A 14196-nucleotide genomic window follows, 5' to 3' on the forward strand; every position below is an offset into this window, starting at 1 on the left:
CCTTGTGCGCGGCCACGCCCGGCGCCAGGGGGCCGGCGGGGTCCTCCGGCTGGGCCGATGGGCCCTCTTGCACCCGGCGCACCGGACCGTACGCACCTAGGCTGGTCAGTGGCGTCGGGCGAGCCGTGGAGGATCCCTTGGTCAGCGCATCGGAGAGCTCCGCCCCCGTGCCGAAGCTGCGGCTGGACGAACTCCTGGAGGAGCTGCAGGCCCGGCTGGACGCGGCCCGGGGCACCCGCGACCGGGTGCACAGCCTGTTGGAGGCGGTGCTGGCGGTCGGGCGCGACCTGGAGCTGGCTCAGGCCCTGCAGCACATCGTGGAGGCCGCGGTCACGCTGGTGGACGCGGAGTACGGCGCCCTGGGTGTGATCGGCGAGGACCAGCGGCTGTCCCGGTTCATCCCGGTGGGTGTCACGGACGGGCAGGTCGAGCTGATCGGCGCGCTGCCGTCCGGGCACGGCATCCTCGGCGAGCTGATCCGCCGCCCCGAGCCGCTGCGGCTCACCCGGCTCTCCGATCACCCGGCCTCCCACGGTTTCCCGGCCAACCACCCGCCGATGCGGTCCTTCCTGGGTGTTCCGATCCGGATCCGGGGCAAGGTGTTCGGCAACCTCTACCTGACCGAGAAACGCGGTGGCGGCGGCTTCGACGCCGAGGACGAGTCGGTGCTCGCCACCCTCGCCGTCGCCGCCGGGGTGGCGATCGACAACGCCCGCCTCTACGCCCGGGCCCGACAACGGCAGCGCTGGCTGGAGGCGAGTGCGGAGGTCACCAGCAGCCTGTTGTCGGGCAGCGGGGAGCAGGAGGTACTGAACCTGCTGCTCGCCCGGGGGAGCGAGATCGCCGGCGCGGACCTCGCCGTCGTCGCCGTGCCGCGGCCGGACACCGGGGAACTGGAGGTGCGGATCGCCGTCGGGCTCGGCGCGGAGGAGCACCGGGCGCTGGTGCTGCCCGTCGAGGGCTCGTTCATGGGCGCGGCCGCCCGTACCGTCGGACTCGTGGTGAGCCCGGACGTCCGGAAGGATCCGCGGATCACGGTCGGCCCGCGGCGCTGGGAAGGCCTGGGGCCGGCGGTCGCGGTGCCCATCGGAACCGCCGAGCGCGGGATCCGCGGCGTCCTGATGCTGGCCCGCGCGGCCGGGGCGCCGCTGTTCGACGAGGGCGAGTCGGGGCCGTTGCTGGGCTTCGCCGGCCAGGCCGCAGTGGCGATGGAACTCGCGGAGCGCCGCCGCGACTCCGAGCAGGTGACGCTGCTGAAGGAGCGCGACCGGATCGCCCGTGACCTGCACGACCTGGCCATCCAGCGCCTCTTCGCCACCGGGATGACCCTCCAGGGCGCGACCCGCTTCATCGAACACCCCGAGGCCACCGAGCGCGTCCTGCGGGCGATCGACGACCTCGACGAGACCGCCAGGACGATCCGCGCCACCATCTTCGGCCTGCGCCTGCGCGAGACCGGACCGGCAGCGAGCGGCCTGCGCGCCCGTCTCGCCGACGTCGTCGAACACGCCGCCCGCGCCCTGGGCTTCACGCCCGCCCTGCGGATGAGCGGCCTGCTCGACGCCACCGTCCCCACCGAGATCGCGGACGCCGCCGTCGCGGTCCTGGAGGAGGCCCTGTCCAACGCCGCCCGCCACGCCAAGGCCGACACCGTCGAGGCCACGGTCACCGCCGGTACCGACCTGACCCTCGCGGTGACCGACAACGGCGTCGGCCTCCCCGAGGGCGGCCGCCGTAGCGGCCTCGCCAACCTCGCCGACCGCGCCACCGTCCTGGGCGGCACCTTCGCCGCCCGCACCCGCTCCGAGGGCGGCACCGAGCTGGTCTGGCGAGTACCTCTCACACCGTCCTGAGCTCCGGATCCAGCACCTCGTCCGCCGCCAGCCTGGGCGTCGGGGCGCCCTCGGGGCCGTAGCCGAGGCGGATCAGGATCTGGACGTAGCCCGGGCGCCGGTGCGGATCGCGAGCCTCCCAGCGCAGGTAGGGCCATTCCAACGCCTGGTGCAGCAGGGACGCGCGGACGCCGTGGACGGTGGCGGCGAGCAGGACGTGTTCCAGGGCGAGACCGGCGCGCAGCCAGTCCTGCGGGGTGTCGTGCTCGGTGATGAGGACGGCGATGCGCGGCTCGCGTTCGAAGAGGACGGGGGCCTGGTGTTCGGCGGCGTGGATGGCGGTGAAGTCACGCATGGGCAGGTGACCGGCCAGGTCCTGGGGGCCGAGTGCGGCGACCGGGATGCCGTAGGGCGGTGCGTCGCCGGTACGGACCCAGCTTCGGCTCTCGGTGCGCTGGGCCGGGTCGGTGGTGTTGCGGCGCTCGGCCTCGGCGGTGAGATCGAGCAGCCGGGCGGTCTCCCCGTGGTCGGGCAGGTCGAGCGTGGCGTCCTCGGCCCGGGCGGCGGCGACCAGTTCACCGAGAACGGTGGGCGGGACCGGCTCGCCGGTGAACGGCGTGCGGATGGAGTGTCGGCGCCAGATCGCCTCGTACAGCTTCTCACTGCCCGGGACGGCCACGGCGGCCCGGGTGTCGAGCCGCACGGTGGCGAACAACTCCGGTTCGACCGGGTCGGGCAGCAGCCGCACCTCCGGGGCCCAGCCGAGGTGGCGAGCGGCGACCCGGAGGTTGAGGACGGCCGCGCCGACCGAGATGTGCAGCGCCCGCCCCTGCGGGTCGGCGGCCGGAACGGCGCGGCTGCGGTCGGCCCGGACCTCCAGGACGGAGGTGGCCGGCTGGAGGCGGAAGCGCCAGGGCTGGCTGTTGTGGATCGAAGGCGCTGCGACCGCCGCGGAGACGAGCTTCTCCAAGGCGGCGGCGTCTAGGGCGGGGGTGGGCATGGCCGCCTCCTGGGGATGAGTGGTGGACTACCTCCACGGTCCGACCAGGCTCCGGCGCGGCGCTTGGGCCGTTCGGGTCATTCTCCGGGTCCACCCGGGCCGCACCGCCTCAGTGCCGGCCCTGGTGGTGCTGCACAGGCGGCTCGGCGTGCGCGGCGAGTACGGCGGCCTGGAGACGGCGCTCGACCCCCAGCTTGGAGAGCAGGCGCGAAACGTGGTTCTTCACGGTCTTCTCGGCGAGGTAGAGCTCCTGGCCGATCTGCCGGTTGGTCTTGCCCTCCCCCACCAGGGCGAGGATCTCCCGCTCACGCGGGGTGAGTCCGGCCAGGGCGGCGCCGGTCCCGCTCTCGTCGTGGTGGCGCAGGCTCTCCATCAGCTTGTGGGTGGTGGCCGGGTCGAGCATGGACTGGCCGGAGGCCACCGTACGGACCGCACTGACCAGTTCGACGCCCTTGACCTGTTTGAGCACGTAGCCGGCCGCTCCGGCCATGATCGCGTCGAGCAGGGCGTCGTCGTCGTCGAACAAGGTCAGCATCAGGCAGACCAGCTCGGGCATCCGATCGCGCAGGTCACGGCAGACGGTCACGCCGTCACCGTCCGGGAGCCGCACGTCGAGCACGGCGACGTCCGGGCGCAGCGCCGGCACCCGGGCCACGGTCTGGGCGCAGTTGCCCGCCTCGCCGACGACCTCGATGTCCGGTTCGGCCTCCAGGAGGTCGCGGACGCCCCGGCGGACCACCTCGTGGTCGTCCAGCAGGAACACCCGTACGGGCTGTGGCGTGTCCATGGCCTGCTCCCGGGGGTGTGCGGACGGTGACACCACCGATTCTGCGCCGCGGCGCTGACCCGCGCACCGGGGCTCGGCATCGGGCGCCCGACCCCGGGCCGTCCCGATCAGGCCGGGGCGGTGAGCCGGAGCTCGACTCCGACCACGCCGGGCACGGAGCGCACCAGGCGTTCCAGGACGGGCGCCGAGACGGCGTCGGGCAGGTCGCCGGACAGGGTGATCCGACCGTTCTCGGAGCGGACGTCGGTGTCCACCGCAGCGGCCGGGCCAAGGGTGGCGACCAGCTCGAAGCGGACCCGGTCGGCCAGTTCGCGGTCGTCCTCCAGGTAGACCTTCAGCAGGTCGCCCCGGGTGACGACGCCGACCACCCGGCCGTCGCCGGTCAGCACGGGGACCGCGCTGACCTGCCAGCGCTGCAGGGTGTCGGCGATCTCCCGGAAGTCCGCGTCGCGGCCGACGGCCACCACCGCACGGCTCATGACGTCGGCGACAGTGCTCGGTGTGGTCACGATGACCTCCTACGACGTCGCGCGGTAGGCGCGGGGGTGTTCGACCCGAGGGCTGGTGTCGTCCTCGGTCCAGTCGAGGCTGGCGTGGACGGCGACCACGCCGTCCACGGCGCGGCAGAGCTGGCGACTACTCCGGTGACCGTGCCGTCCGCCGTCACCACGGGCACGATGCCGCGCCGGGAGGCGCCCAGCACGGCGGCGACGGTGGCGAAGTCGGTGCCGGGGGTGACCGCGATTCCGGGGCGGCTCATGCAGTCGCCGACCCGGGTACGACCGGGCGGGCGCGCGGAGTCGGAGGCCGGGAAGGTGTCGGCCGGTACTCCGTCGAGGATGCTGTGCTTCACGATCGTCACGTCCTCTCGGCGAGAGCCGGGCGCCGCAGCCTTCGCAGGTAGGGGTCGAAGGACGGCCGGGGTTCGAGGCGGACCCGGGCGTCCACGCAGACCGCGCCGTCGGGGCGGGCGATGACGGGGTTGAGGTCGGCCTCGGCGAGTTCCGGGAAGTCGTCGGCGAGCCGGGACAGCCTGGAGAGCACCGACCGTACCGCGGCGAGGTCCACGGGAGGCGCTCCGCCGTTCCCCAACAGCAGTGGTGCGCTGCGGAGTTCGGCGACCATGGCGGCCAGGTCGCGGTCACTCAGCGGGGCGAGCCGGGCCACCCGGTCGGCCAGGACGTCGGCGGCGGTTCCGCCCAGCCCGAGGACGACGAGCGGGCCGAAGACCTGGTCCTGGACCACACCGACGAGCAGTTCCACCCCGGGTGGGGCCATCGGCTGGACCACCGCTCCGGCCAGCTCGGGGTCGAACCTCCTCGTGAACTCCCGGTAGGCGGCGCGGACTTCGGCATCGGTGGCCAGGCCGGTACGGACCGCGCCCGCCGCGCTCTTGTGCACCTGCCCGGGCCAGTAGGCCTTCAGGGCCACCTTCCCCTCGTGCCCGAGCCGACCCAGGCCGTTCGCGGCGACGGACGTCGCACGCTCGTCGCGGGCCCACACCGTGGTGACCAACGGCAGCCCGTAGGCCTCCAGCAGGTCGGTGGTGGTCAGCGGGTCGAGCCAGCCGCCCTCGGGGTGGGCGGTGAGGTAGCCGTCCACCAGGCTGCGGGCGGTGCGCCGGTCGCAGTCCGGACCATCGGCGGGCAGGGCGGCGGGCTCGGGCGGCGGTTCGGCGAGCCAGCGGGCGCGGTCCCGGGCGTGGGCGAGGGCGCGGGCGGCGGCGACGGTGTCGGAGTAGGCCGGGAGACTGCCGCCGTCGGCGCAGGTCCGGTAGCGCACGGGCACCTGCTGGTCGAGCAGCACGGCGGCGATCGGGACGCGGCGCCGGGCCGGGCCCTCCAGCAGGGCATGCACCGGACCGTGGACCGGGGTGTCGCACAGCGCCGTGGGCGCGAGGCAGACGAGGATGGCGTCGATGGCCTCCTCGCGGTCCAACGCGTGCAGGAAGAGCGCGAGTTCGGCCGGCCGGATCGCCGCCGTGGTGTCCACCGGGTTGCGGACGGAAGCACCCGGAGGAAGCAATTCCCCGAGTTCCACGGGGAGTTCCGGCAGCACCAGTCCGGCCTCGGCGCAGGCGTCGGCGGCCAGGATGCCGATGCCGCCGGCGTTGGACACCACGGCGACCGCGCCGCGCGGAGCGGGCAGCGGCTGGGCGTGCAACAGCGCTGCGGCCTCGACGAGTTCCTCGATGCTCCGGGTGGCGGTGATGCCTGCCTGCCGGAACAGCGCCTCCCTGGTCACGGTGGGGGTGGCGGCGGCCGCGGTGTGCGAGGCGGCGCCCCGGCGGCCGGCGATCGAGCGCCCGGCGTCCACGGTCAGCACCGGGATCGTGCGGGTGACGCGCCGGGCGGTGCGGGCGAAGGCGCGCGGGCTGCCGAAGGACTCCAGATGGAGCAGCGCGAGGTCGGTACGGCCGTCCGTCTCCCACCACTGGAGCAGGTCGTTGCCGCTGACGTCGTACTTGTCGCCGAGCGAGACGAAGCTCGACACCCCGATGCCCAGCCAGGCCAGCCGTGACAGCAGCGCGATCCCCACACCGCCGCTCTGGACCGCGACCCCGGCGCTACCCGGCCGGGGGAAGGCACCGCCGAACTCGGCGTCCAACCGGACGGCGGGATCGGTCTGGGCCGTGCCCAGGCTGTTCGGCCCGACCAGGCGCATGCTGTGCCGGCGGCAGGCCCGCATCAGCCGGCGGGCCTCGTCCGCCCCGAGTCCGGAGGTGAGCACCACCAGCGCCCGGACCCCGGCGGCGCCGCACTCCTCCGCCACCCCGGGGACCGCAGCGACGGGCACGGCCAGTACGACCAGGTCGGGGACGGCTGGCAGCGCGCCGACGGACGGGTACGCGGGCTCGCCGTCGATCTCCCCGGCGTGCGGGTTCACCGCCCAGGCTTCACCGGTGAAGCCGCCCTGCCGGATCTTCGCCAGGACCGTCCGCCCGACCGAGCCCTCCCGCCGGGACACCCCCACCACCGCGACCGAGGCCGGGCGCAGTAGCGCCCCCAGGCTCGCGACATCGGCCCGGCGGCCGCGCTCGTCCACCGCCGAGCGGTAGCGCTCGTCCGTCTCGTCCAACGGCACCCGGACCCTGACCTCGCCCTGTGCGAAGCGGCGCTGGAGGGGCAGGCCGAGGTCGGCGAAGACCCGGTGGACGGCCCGGTTGCCGAACAGGGTGTCGGCCTCGAAGAAGCGGACGCCGGCGGCCCGGGCGGCGTGCACGAGGTGTTCGAGGAGGAGCGTGGCGACACCCCGGTGGTGCCAGCGATCGGCCACCGCGAGGGCCAGCTCCGCGGTGTCCGGCGGTTCGTCCAGCAGCTCGCAGTCGGCCTCGCCGACCAGTTCCTCCCCCACCCAGGCGCCGAGGGCGAGCAGGCCGGCCCGAGGCGCGCCGCACAGGCGGTCGGCGGCCTGCCCCGGCGCGTTGCGGCTGACCCCGAAGAACCGCATCCGGCGGCTCTCCTCGGACAACCCGTCGTTGTGCAGGTCCAGGACGGCCTGCCGGTCGTCCGGGCCGATCGGCCGGATCCCGACCGTCGTGCCGTCGGCCAGCAGGGCCTCGGCGGTGGTCTGCGGCGTGTGGACGGTGGACATGGCGCAACTCCTCGGCCGTCGCGTTCTACCCCTCCAGCCTCCTCCCCCGCCCGGGGCCCGAGGCAGGGCCGTCCGGCCCCTGCCCCGACCGGCCTTCGGTGGTCCCATGGAGGTACGGAAGACCGGGCACGGCCCGGCGCCCCCGCACCGCCCCAGGGAGGACGGCATGAAAGCCGCCGTCGGAGACCGCATCATCGTCCAGGGCACCCGACCGGGCGCGGCCCGGAGAGACGGCGAGATCGTCGGCCTGCACCACCCGGACGGCAGCCCGCCGTACGACGTGCACTGGTCGGACGACGACCGGGTGACCGAGTACTTCCCGGGCCCCGACGCCCGGATCCACCACTTCCAGCACGAGCACGGGAACGCGCCCGTGGCCGCACCGCCCCACCCGCACCTCTTCACCGACTGACAGCGGCGGGCTGGACGAATACGGGATCGACCGGTTGGTGCGGTCGGGGGCACCGATCGACGTCCTCGCGGTGGGACCGCCGGGCTCGGGGCCATGGGCCGGTCGGCCCGCGTGGCGAGTGCCGGGCCTGCCTAGCGTGGAGCAGGGGCCGGTCGCCGTCCCCGAGGAGGAGCCATGACGTCCGCGAGTTCCGAAGACCTGCGCCGTTCCGTCGTTCTCGGCCCGGTCGCCATCGTCCCGTAGGACTGATCCGGCCCACCCGGCGACCCGATCCGGGCCGAACGACCCGCGCCCGGACGGTGTCCGCGGAGCGAACCTGAGGGGTGACGAAAGGTGCGGACCATGCACACCGTGATCGTGTACGAGAGCATGTACGGCAACACCCGCGAGATCGCCCAGGCGATCGCCGAGGGCGTCCACCAGGCCGACCCGGAGGCGGCCGTCGATTGCCTCCCGGTGGCCGAGGCCGGGCCCGACCAGACCCGGTCCGCGGACCTGCTGGTGGTGGGCGGCCCGACCCACCTGCACGGCATGTCCTCCGGGCTCAGCCGCCGGATGGCAGCCGCTGCCGAGGACCACCGGGAGGGCCGCGAGGAAGCCGCCGCCGAGGCCCACCGGACCACCCGGGGGCCGGGCCTGCGGTCCTGGTTCCACGACCTGCCCGAGACCGAATCCGGCACCTACGCCGCCGCGTTCGACACCCGCGTCGACACGCCCCGGGCGGGCGGCGCCGCCGAGGGCATCGCCCACCGGCTCTCCGGCCACCACTACGACGTGGTCGCCGAGCCCGAGGGCTTCCTCGTCGAGGGCGCCGACGGCCCGCTGCGCGCCGGCGAGCTCGACCGTGCCCGTGCCTGGGGCGCGGGCCTGGTCTGACCACGGCGGAACGACCACGCGGCACCGCACCGTCTGCGAGGTGACGGCCGCCCCGGTGCCCGTCCGCCTCGGCTCCTCGGAGCCGATCGGCCCCACCGCCGCGCACCACCGCGGGGCCAGGCCGCGGCTGCCGTTGCCGTGAGCGTCCTGGCCGAGGCGGCCCCGCGACGACGGGGCGACACTGGTCGAGGGGGCTGGAGGACGGGAGCGCACGGGATGTCCGGCGGCGCAGACGGCGCGTACCGCGCCCTGATCGGCGAGTTGGCCGCTCTGGTACGGCTCGCGCACACCGCGCTGCGCGGCGCGACGGCCGTACTGACCGATCCGGCGGGCGGCGGCAACGGGATTCCGGCCGCGGAGAAGGCCCTGGCCGAGCTGCGGTCCCGGATCGAGGAGGACGCCGCCGGAGCGCTCGGGGGGCGGGCCGGGGTCGTCGTCGGGGTCCACGTCGGCTGCGAGGTGGAGGCCCTCGGGCAATTGGTGCAGCGGCTGCTGGAGGCGGCCTGGGCGCGCCAGGGGCGGGAGCTGTTCGGTGAGCGCCCGCTGGCCTCGCTGCACGGCATCGCCGACGCTGCGCTGGGCCTGGTCGCACGGGCGGCCGACGCCCTGGAGTCCGGCGCGCCCAAGGGCGTGGCGGACGTGTTGAGCGAGCTGCACGAGGTCGGCCAACGGCAGCGGCTGCTGTACGAGCTGCTCCTCCGCGAAGCGGACGCGGACGCGGACGCGGACCCGGTCGACACCGCCGATCTCGTCCTGCTGTCCTGCTGCTACCAGCAGTGCGCCGAGCACGGGGCCTCGATCGCCCGCCACGCGGTGCTGTTCTCCCCTGCGGCGTCCTGAACCTACGGCAGGCCCGCCACGGCGGTCGCCTCCAGCAACAGCCGCCTGGTGGGTTCGTGCCGCACCGTGCCCCGATCGGTCACCAGCATCGGCCCCAGAACGGGGTCGGCCGTGGGTGCTCCGCCCCGCAGCAGGCGGCCGAGCAGTGCGAGCACGTTGTGGGCGTACGCGCGCGACGCGGTCACGGGCACCTGGGCGGCGAGTTCCCCGGCACCGATCACGGTCACCCCGTCGCCGACCAGTGTCGTGGTGTCCGGGAGAATGCCCTCGATGTTGCCGCCCTCCGGGCCGACCGCCAGGTCCACCAGCACCGAGCCGGGCCGCATCCCTGCCACCACCGCCCTGTGCAGCAGTACCGGAGGTATCCGGTCGGGCAGTCCGAGGGTCGTCACCACGACGTCGTGGCATGCGGCGGCCCCGGCGAGCCCCGCCACCCACGCCGGGTGTTCCTGGTCGAGGGTCTCCCACAGCTCCCGGTCGTCCGCCACCGGGTGGAGGCCGGGAAGATCCAGCAGCCCTGTTCCCAGGGCGGTGACCGCCCCGCGCTCGCGGTGGCGCAGTTCGACCACGCTGACCTGCGCGCCCAGGCGGCGGGCGGTGTCGATCGCCTGCAGGCCCGGGTGGCCGGCACCGACCACCAGCACCCGGACCGGGTCGAACAGGCCGTCCGCCGCGCCCCAGGGCGGCAGGCAGCGGTCCAACCGAGTGGCGGCGAGCAGCACCGCCCGGTAACCGGCCACCCTGCTCTGGGAGGCCTCGGCGTCCAGCGGGTAGGCGGCGGGCAGGTCGGGTGCCAGGTCGAGTCCGATCGCCGTCACCCCGCGGTCGGCCCACTGCCGGACCAGGTACGGGATCCGGTGCGGGCGCAGCATCGCGGCCAGGACCTGTCCGGGGCGCAGCTCGCGTGCCGGGTCCACGGACGGCGGGTGGAGGCCGAGCAGCACGTCCGCGTGGTTCAGCAGTTCGGCGCGCCCCGCCACGGCGGCGCCCGCGGCGCGGTAGTCGGCGTCGTGGTGGCCGGCCGGGGCGCCGGCGCCGGGTTCGATCAGGACCGTCGCCCCGAGGCGTCCGACGGCCGGTACCAGCTCGGGCACGAGCGCCACCCGGCGCTCTCCCGGCACGGTCTCGCGGAGCACTCCCACCGTCGTGGTCGTCATCGCTGCCTCCGAAGTCGGCCCGAACGACCAGTATGTCCCGTTTGCCCGCCGACTTCGCCCGGTCGGATACTCGTGCGCGGGGCCACTCACGCGCGGGGCGCCGCACGGCACGGCGGAGGGAGCCGGTCATGACGTCCAGGGGCTGGAAGTTCTGGGTGGACCGGGGCGGAACCTTCACCGATGTGGCCGCGCTGGCCCCCGACGGCCGTCTGCTGACCCACAAGCTGCTCTCGCACGACCCGGCCCGCTACCGCGACCCCGCCGTGGCGGGGATCCGGGCCCTGCTGCCGCCCGGAGCGCGCATCGAGGCGGTCCGGATGGGCACCACGGTGGCCACCAACGCCCTGTTGGAACGCACCGGCGAGCCGACCGCACTGGTGATCACGCGAGGCTTCGCGGACGCGCTGCGGATCGGCTACCAGGACCGGCCGCAGATCTTCGCCCGCGAGATCGTCCTGCCCGAGCCGCTGTACGCCCGGGTGGTCGAGGTGGACGAGCGGGTCACCGCCGACGGCACGGTGCTACGCCCGCCCGACCTCGACCGGCTCGCCGAGGACCTGCGCGGCTGCCTGCGCGACGGCATCCGGTCCGTCGCCGTGGTCTGCCTGCACAGCTACCTGCACCCCGCGCACGAGCGGGCGATCGGCCGCTTGGCCGCGCAACTCGGCTTCGCCCAGGTGTCGTTGTCCAGTGAGGCCAGCCCGCTGATGAAGCTGGTGCCGCGCGGGGACACCGCCGTGGTGGACGCCTACCTCTCCCCCGGCCTGCGGCGCTACGTCCGGCAGGTGGCCGAAGAACTGGCCGATGTCCGCCTGATGTTCATGCAGTCCAACGGCGGCCTGGCCGAGGCCGGGCACTTCCGGGGCAAGGACGCCATCCTCTCCGGCCCGGCCGGCGGCATCGTCGGCATGGTGCGGATGTCCCGACTGGCGGGCTACGAAAGGGTGATCGGATTCGACATGGGCGGCACGTCGACGGACGTCTCGCACTTCGCGGGCGAGTACGAGCGAGTGGTGACCACCCAGGTCGCCGGGGTGCGACTGCGGGCGCCGATGCTCGCCATCCACACCGTCGCGGCGGGCGGCGGATCGGTGCTGCGCTTCGACGGCGGGCGCCTCCAGGTCGGACCGGACTCGGCCGGGGCCGATCCCGGGCCCGCCTGCTACCGGCGCGGCGGGCCGCTCACCGTCACCGACGCCAACCTGCTGCTCGGCCGGATCCAGGCCGAGCACTTCCCACGCGTCTTCGGCCCGAACGGCGACCAGCCCCTCGACGTCGAACCGGCCGGACGTCAGTTCTCGGAACTGGCCGAGGGCATCGGGGGATTGTCACGGGAGGAGGTCGCCGAGGGCTTCCTGCGGATCGCGGTCGGCAACATCGCCAACGCCATCAAACGGATCTCCGTCCAGCAGGGCCACGACGTCACCCGTTACGCGCTGACCACCTTCGGCGGCGCGGGCGGCCAGCACGCCTGCGCGGTGGCGGAGGCGCTGGGCATCCGCACCGTGCTGGTCCCGCCGATGGCCGGGGTGCTCTCCGCCCTCGGGATCGGCCTGGCCGATACCACCGTCCTGCGTGAGCACGCCGTGGAACGGCCCTTGGCCGCCGAGGAGATGACCGCCCTCCGGGCACGCGCCGACGAGCTTGCGGCGGCCGCCACCGCCGAGCTGCTCGACCAGGGCACCCCGCCGGATCGGATCCGGCTGACATACCGGGCCCGGCTGCGCTACCAGGGCACCGACACCACCCTCACCATCCAGCTGGGCGAAGTCTCCGCGATGGCCGCCGAGTTCGAGGACCGACACCGGGCCACCTACTCCTTCCTCATGGACCGCCCGATCGTCGTCGAGGCCGTCGCCGTCGAAGGCACCGGCCTCTCCGAGCAGCCCGAACTCGACGCCCTCTCCCCCGCGCCCACGTCCACGGCCAAGCCCGTCGCCGTCCGCCTCTACGCCGGCGGGAGGTGGCGCCGCGTCCCGCTGTTGGAGCGCGAGTCGATGCGGCCGGAGTCCGTCGTGACCGGCCCAGCCGTGATCGCCGAGGTCAACGCCACTACCGTGGTGGACGACGGCTGGCGGGCGACCGTGGCGCCGGCCGGGCACCTGCTGGTCGAGCTGGTCGGGGGCCACACCGAGGAGACCCTGCCGACCGCCGCCGACCCCGTCCTGCTGGAGGTCTTCAACAACCTCTTCATGGCCATCGCCCAACAGATGGGCGCCCGACTGGAGTCCACCGCCCAGTCGGTCAACATCAAGGAGCGGCTGGACTTCTCCTGCGCCCTCTTCGACCCGGACGGCAACCTGGTCGCCAACGCCCCGCACATCCCGGTCCACCTCGGTTCGATGGGCACCACCGTCAAGGAGGTGATCCGTCGCCGGGGCCCGCGGCTGCGCCCCGGCGACACCTACGCCGTCAACGATCCGTACCACGGCGGCACCCATCTGCCCGACATCACCGTGGTGACCCCGGTCTTCGACCCGTCCGGCCGCGAGCCGCTGTTCTACGTCGCCTCCCGGGGCCACCATGCCGAGATCGGTGGCATCACCCCGGGCTCGATGCCCGCCACCAGCCGCGAGATCCACGAGGAGGGCGTGCTGTTCGACACCTGGCCGCTGGTGGTGGAAGGACGGCTGCGCGAGGCGGAGACCGTACGGCTGCTCACCGAGGCGCCCCACCCGTCCCGCGACCCGGACACCAACCTCGCCGACCTGCGGGCTCAGATCGCCGCCAACCGCAAGGGCGTGGAGGAGGTGAACGCGATGATCGACCACTTCGGCCTCGACGTCGTCCAGGCCTACATGCGGCACGTCCAGGACAACGCCGAGCAGGCCGTGCGCCGAGCCATCGACGGCCTGACCGACGGCGCCTACCGCTACGAGACCGACTCCGGCGCCGTGATCGCCGTCTCGGTGCGCGTGGACCGCCAGGCCCGCAGCGCGACCATCGACTTCACCGGCACCTCGCCCCAGCTCGACAGCAACCTCAACGCACCGTCCGCCGTCGTCACCGCCGCCGTGCTGTACGTCTTCCGCACCTTGGTCGCCGAGGACATCCCGCTCAACGACGGCTGCCTGCGCCCGCTGCGGATCGTCGTGCCGCCCGGTTCGATGCTCGCCCCTGCCTACCCCGCCGCCGTCGCCGCCGGCAACGTCGAAACCTCCCAGGCCATCACGGGTGCCCTCTACGCCGCGCTCGGCGTCCAGGCCGAAGGGTCCGGCACGATGAACAACCTCAGCTTCGGCAACGCGCACCACCAGTACTACGAGACCATCGCCTCCGGCTCCGGCGCCGGCCCGGGCTTCCACGGCGCCGATGTCGTCCAGACCCACATGACCAACTCCCGCCTCACCGACCCCGAAGTCCTGGAGTGGCGCCTGCCCGTCCTCGTCGAGGAGTTCGCCGTCCGCCCCGGTAGCGGTGGAAAGGGCCGCTGGCACGGCGGCAACGGAGCGGTGCGCCGATTGCGCTTCCGCGAGCCCATGACGGTCAGCATCCTCTCCTGCCACCGCCGCGTGCCCCCGTACGGGCTGGCAGGCGGCTCCCCGGGTTCTCTCGGGGTCAACCGGATCCTGCATGCCGACGGCAGCACCGAGGTCCTGCCCGGCTGCGGCGTCGCCGACCTGACGGCCGGCGACGCGCTGGAAATCCGCACGCCCGGTGGGGGTGGATACGGCAGCTGACGGCCGCAGTGCCCGGTG

At 74.2% G+C, this 14196-nt stretch carries 11 protein-coding genes; 5 read left to right on the top strand and 6 right to left on the bottom strand.

What is annotated here, in order from left to right; genetic code table 11:
- Positions 1-137: 137 nt before the first annotated feature.
- Positions 138-1853 (top strand): GAF domain-containing protein, encoded by a 1716-nt coding sequence (locus P3T27_RS16925; protein ID WP_280679172.1) that lies wholly within the window; start codon positions 138-140, stop codon positions 1851-1853.
- Here P3T27_RS16925 and P3T27_RS16930 read toward each other — a convergent pair.
- The 5 genes from P3T27_RS16930 to P3T27_RS16950 form a co-directional block, all read right to left on the bottom strand.
- Positions 1840-2832 (bottom strand): nitroreductase family protein, encoded by a 993-nt coding sequence (locus P3T27_RS16930; RefSeq protein ID WP_280679174.1) that lies wholly within the window; start codon positions 2830-2832, stop codon positions 1840-1842. The genes P3T27_RS16925 and P3T27_RS16930 overlap by 14 nt on opposite strands.
- A 109-nt stretch (positions 2833-2941) precedes the next feature.
- Positions 2942-3619 (bottom strand): response regulator transcription factor, encoded by a 678-nt coding sequence (locus P3T27_RS16935; protein WP_280679176.1) that lies wholly within the window; start codon positions 3617-3619, stop codon positions 2942-2944.
- A 107-nt stretch (positions 3620-3726) separates the two neighbouring features.
- Positions 3727-4128 (bottom strand): CBS domain-containing protein, encoded by a 402-nt coding sequence (locus tag P3T27_RS16940; protein ID WP_280679178.1) that lies wholly within the window; start codon positions 4126-4128, stop codon positions 3727-3729.
- Positions 4125-4472, bottom strand: coding sequence for a hypothetical protein (locus P3T27_RS16945; protein ID WP_280679180.1), 348 nt, complete (start codon positions 4470-4472; stop codon positions 4125-4127). The genes P3T27_RS16940 and P3T27_RS16945 overlap by 4 nt, the downstream gene beginning before the upstream one ends.
- A gap of 5 nt (positions 4473-4477) precedes the next feature.
- Complete coding sequence (locus P3T27_RS16950; protein WP_280679182.1) at positions 4478-7213, bottom strand: GNAT family N-acetyltransferase; 2736 nt, start codon at positions 7211-7213, stop codon at positions 4478-4480.
- 166 nt (positions 7214-7379) lie between these two features.
- Here P3T27_RS16950 and P3T27_RS16955 point away from each other — a divergent pair, with 166 nt between their 5' ends.
- The 3 genes from P3T27_RS16955 (at position 7380) to P3T27_RS16965 (ending at position 9341) form a co-directional block, all read left to right on the top strand.
- The gene (locus P3T27_RS16955) at positions 7380-7625 is read left to right on the top strand and encodes a DUF1918 domain-containing protein (protein WP_280679183.1); all 246 of its coding nucleotides are present in this window, start codon (positions 7380-7382) and stop codon (positions 7623-7625) included.
- Between the two features lie 342 nt (positions 7626-7967).
- Positions 7968-8501, top strand: coding sequence for a flavodoxin domain-containing protein (locus tag P3T27_RS16960; protein ID WP_280679185.1), 534 nt, complete (start codon positions 7968-7970; stop codon positions 8499-8501).
- Between the two features lie 216 nt (positions 8502-8717).
- Entirely contained in the window at positions 8718-9341 is a 624-nt protein-coding gene (locus P3T27_RS16965) for a hypothetical protein (protein WP_280679186.1), read from the top strand.
- Positions 9342-9343: 2 nt separating this feature from the next.
- Here the strand turns inward: P3T27_RS16965 and P3T27_RS16970 are convergent, their stop codons facing one another.
- Positions 9344-10498, bottom strand: coding sequence for an NAD(P) transhydrogenase subunit alpha (locus P3T27_RS16970; RefSeq protein WP_280679187.1), 1155 nt, complete (start codon positions 10496-10498; stop codon positions 9344-9346).
- A 128-nt stretch (positions 10499-10626) separates the two neighbouring features.
- Between P3T27_RS16970 and P3T27_RS16975 the strand changes: the two genes are divergently transcribed.
- On the top strand, positions 10627-14178 hold the full coding sequence (locus P3T27_RS16975) for a hydantoinase B/oxoprolinase family protein (protein WP_280679188.1): 3552 nt from the start codon (positions 10627-10629) through the stop codon (positions 14176-14178).
- Positions 14179-14196 lie beyond the last annotated feature (18 nt).

Origin of the sequence: Kitasatospora sp. MAA19 (assembly GCF_029894125.1) — a bacterium.
In the GTDB taxonomy this organism is placed as follows: Bacteria; Actinomycetota; Actinomycetes; order Streptomycetales; family Streptomycetaceae; genus Kitasatospora.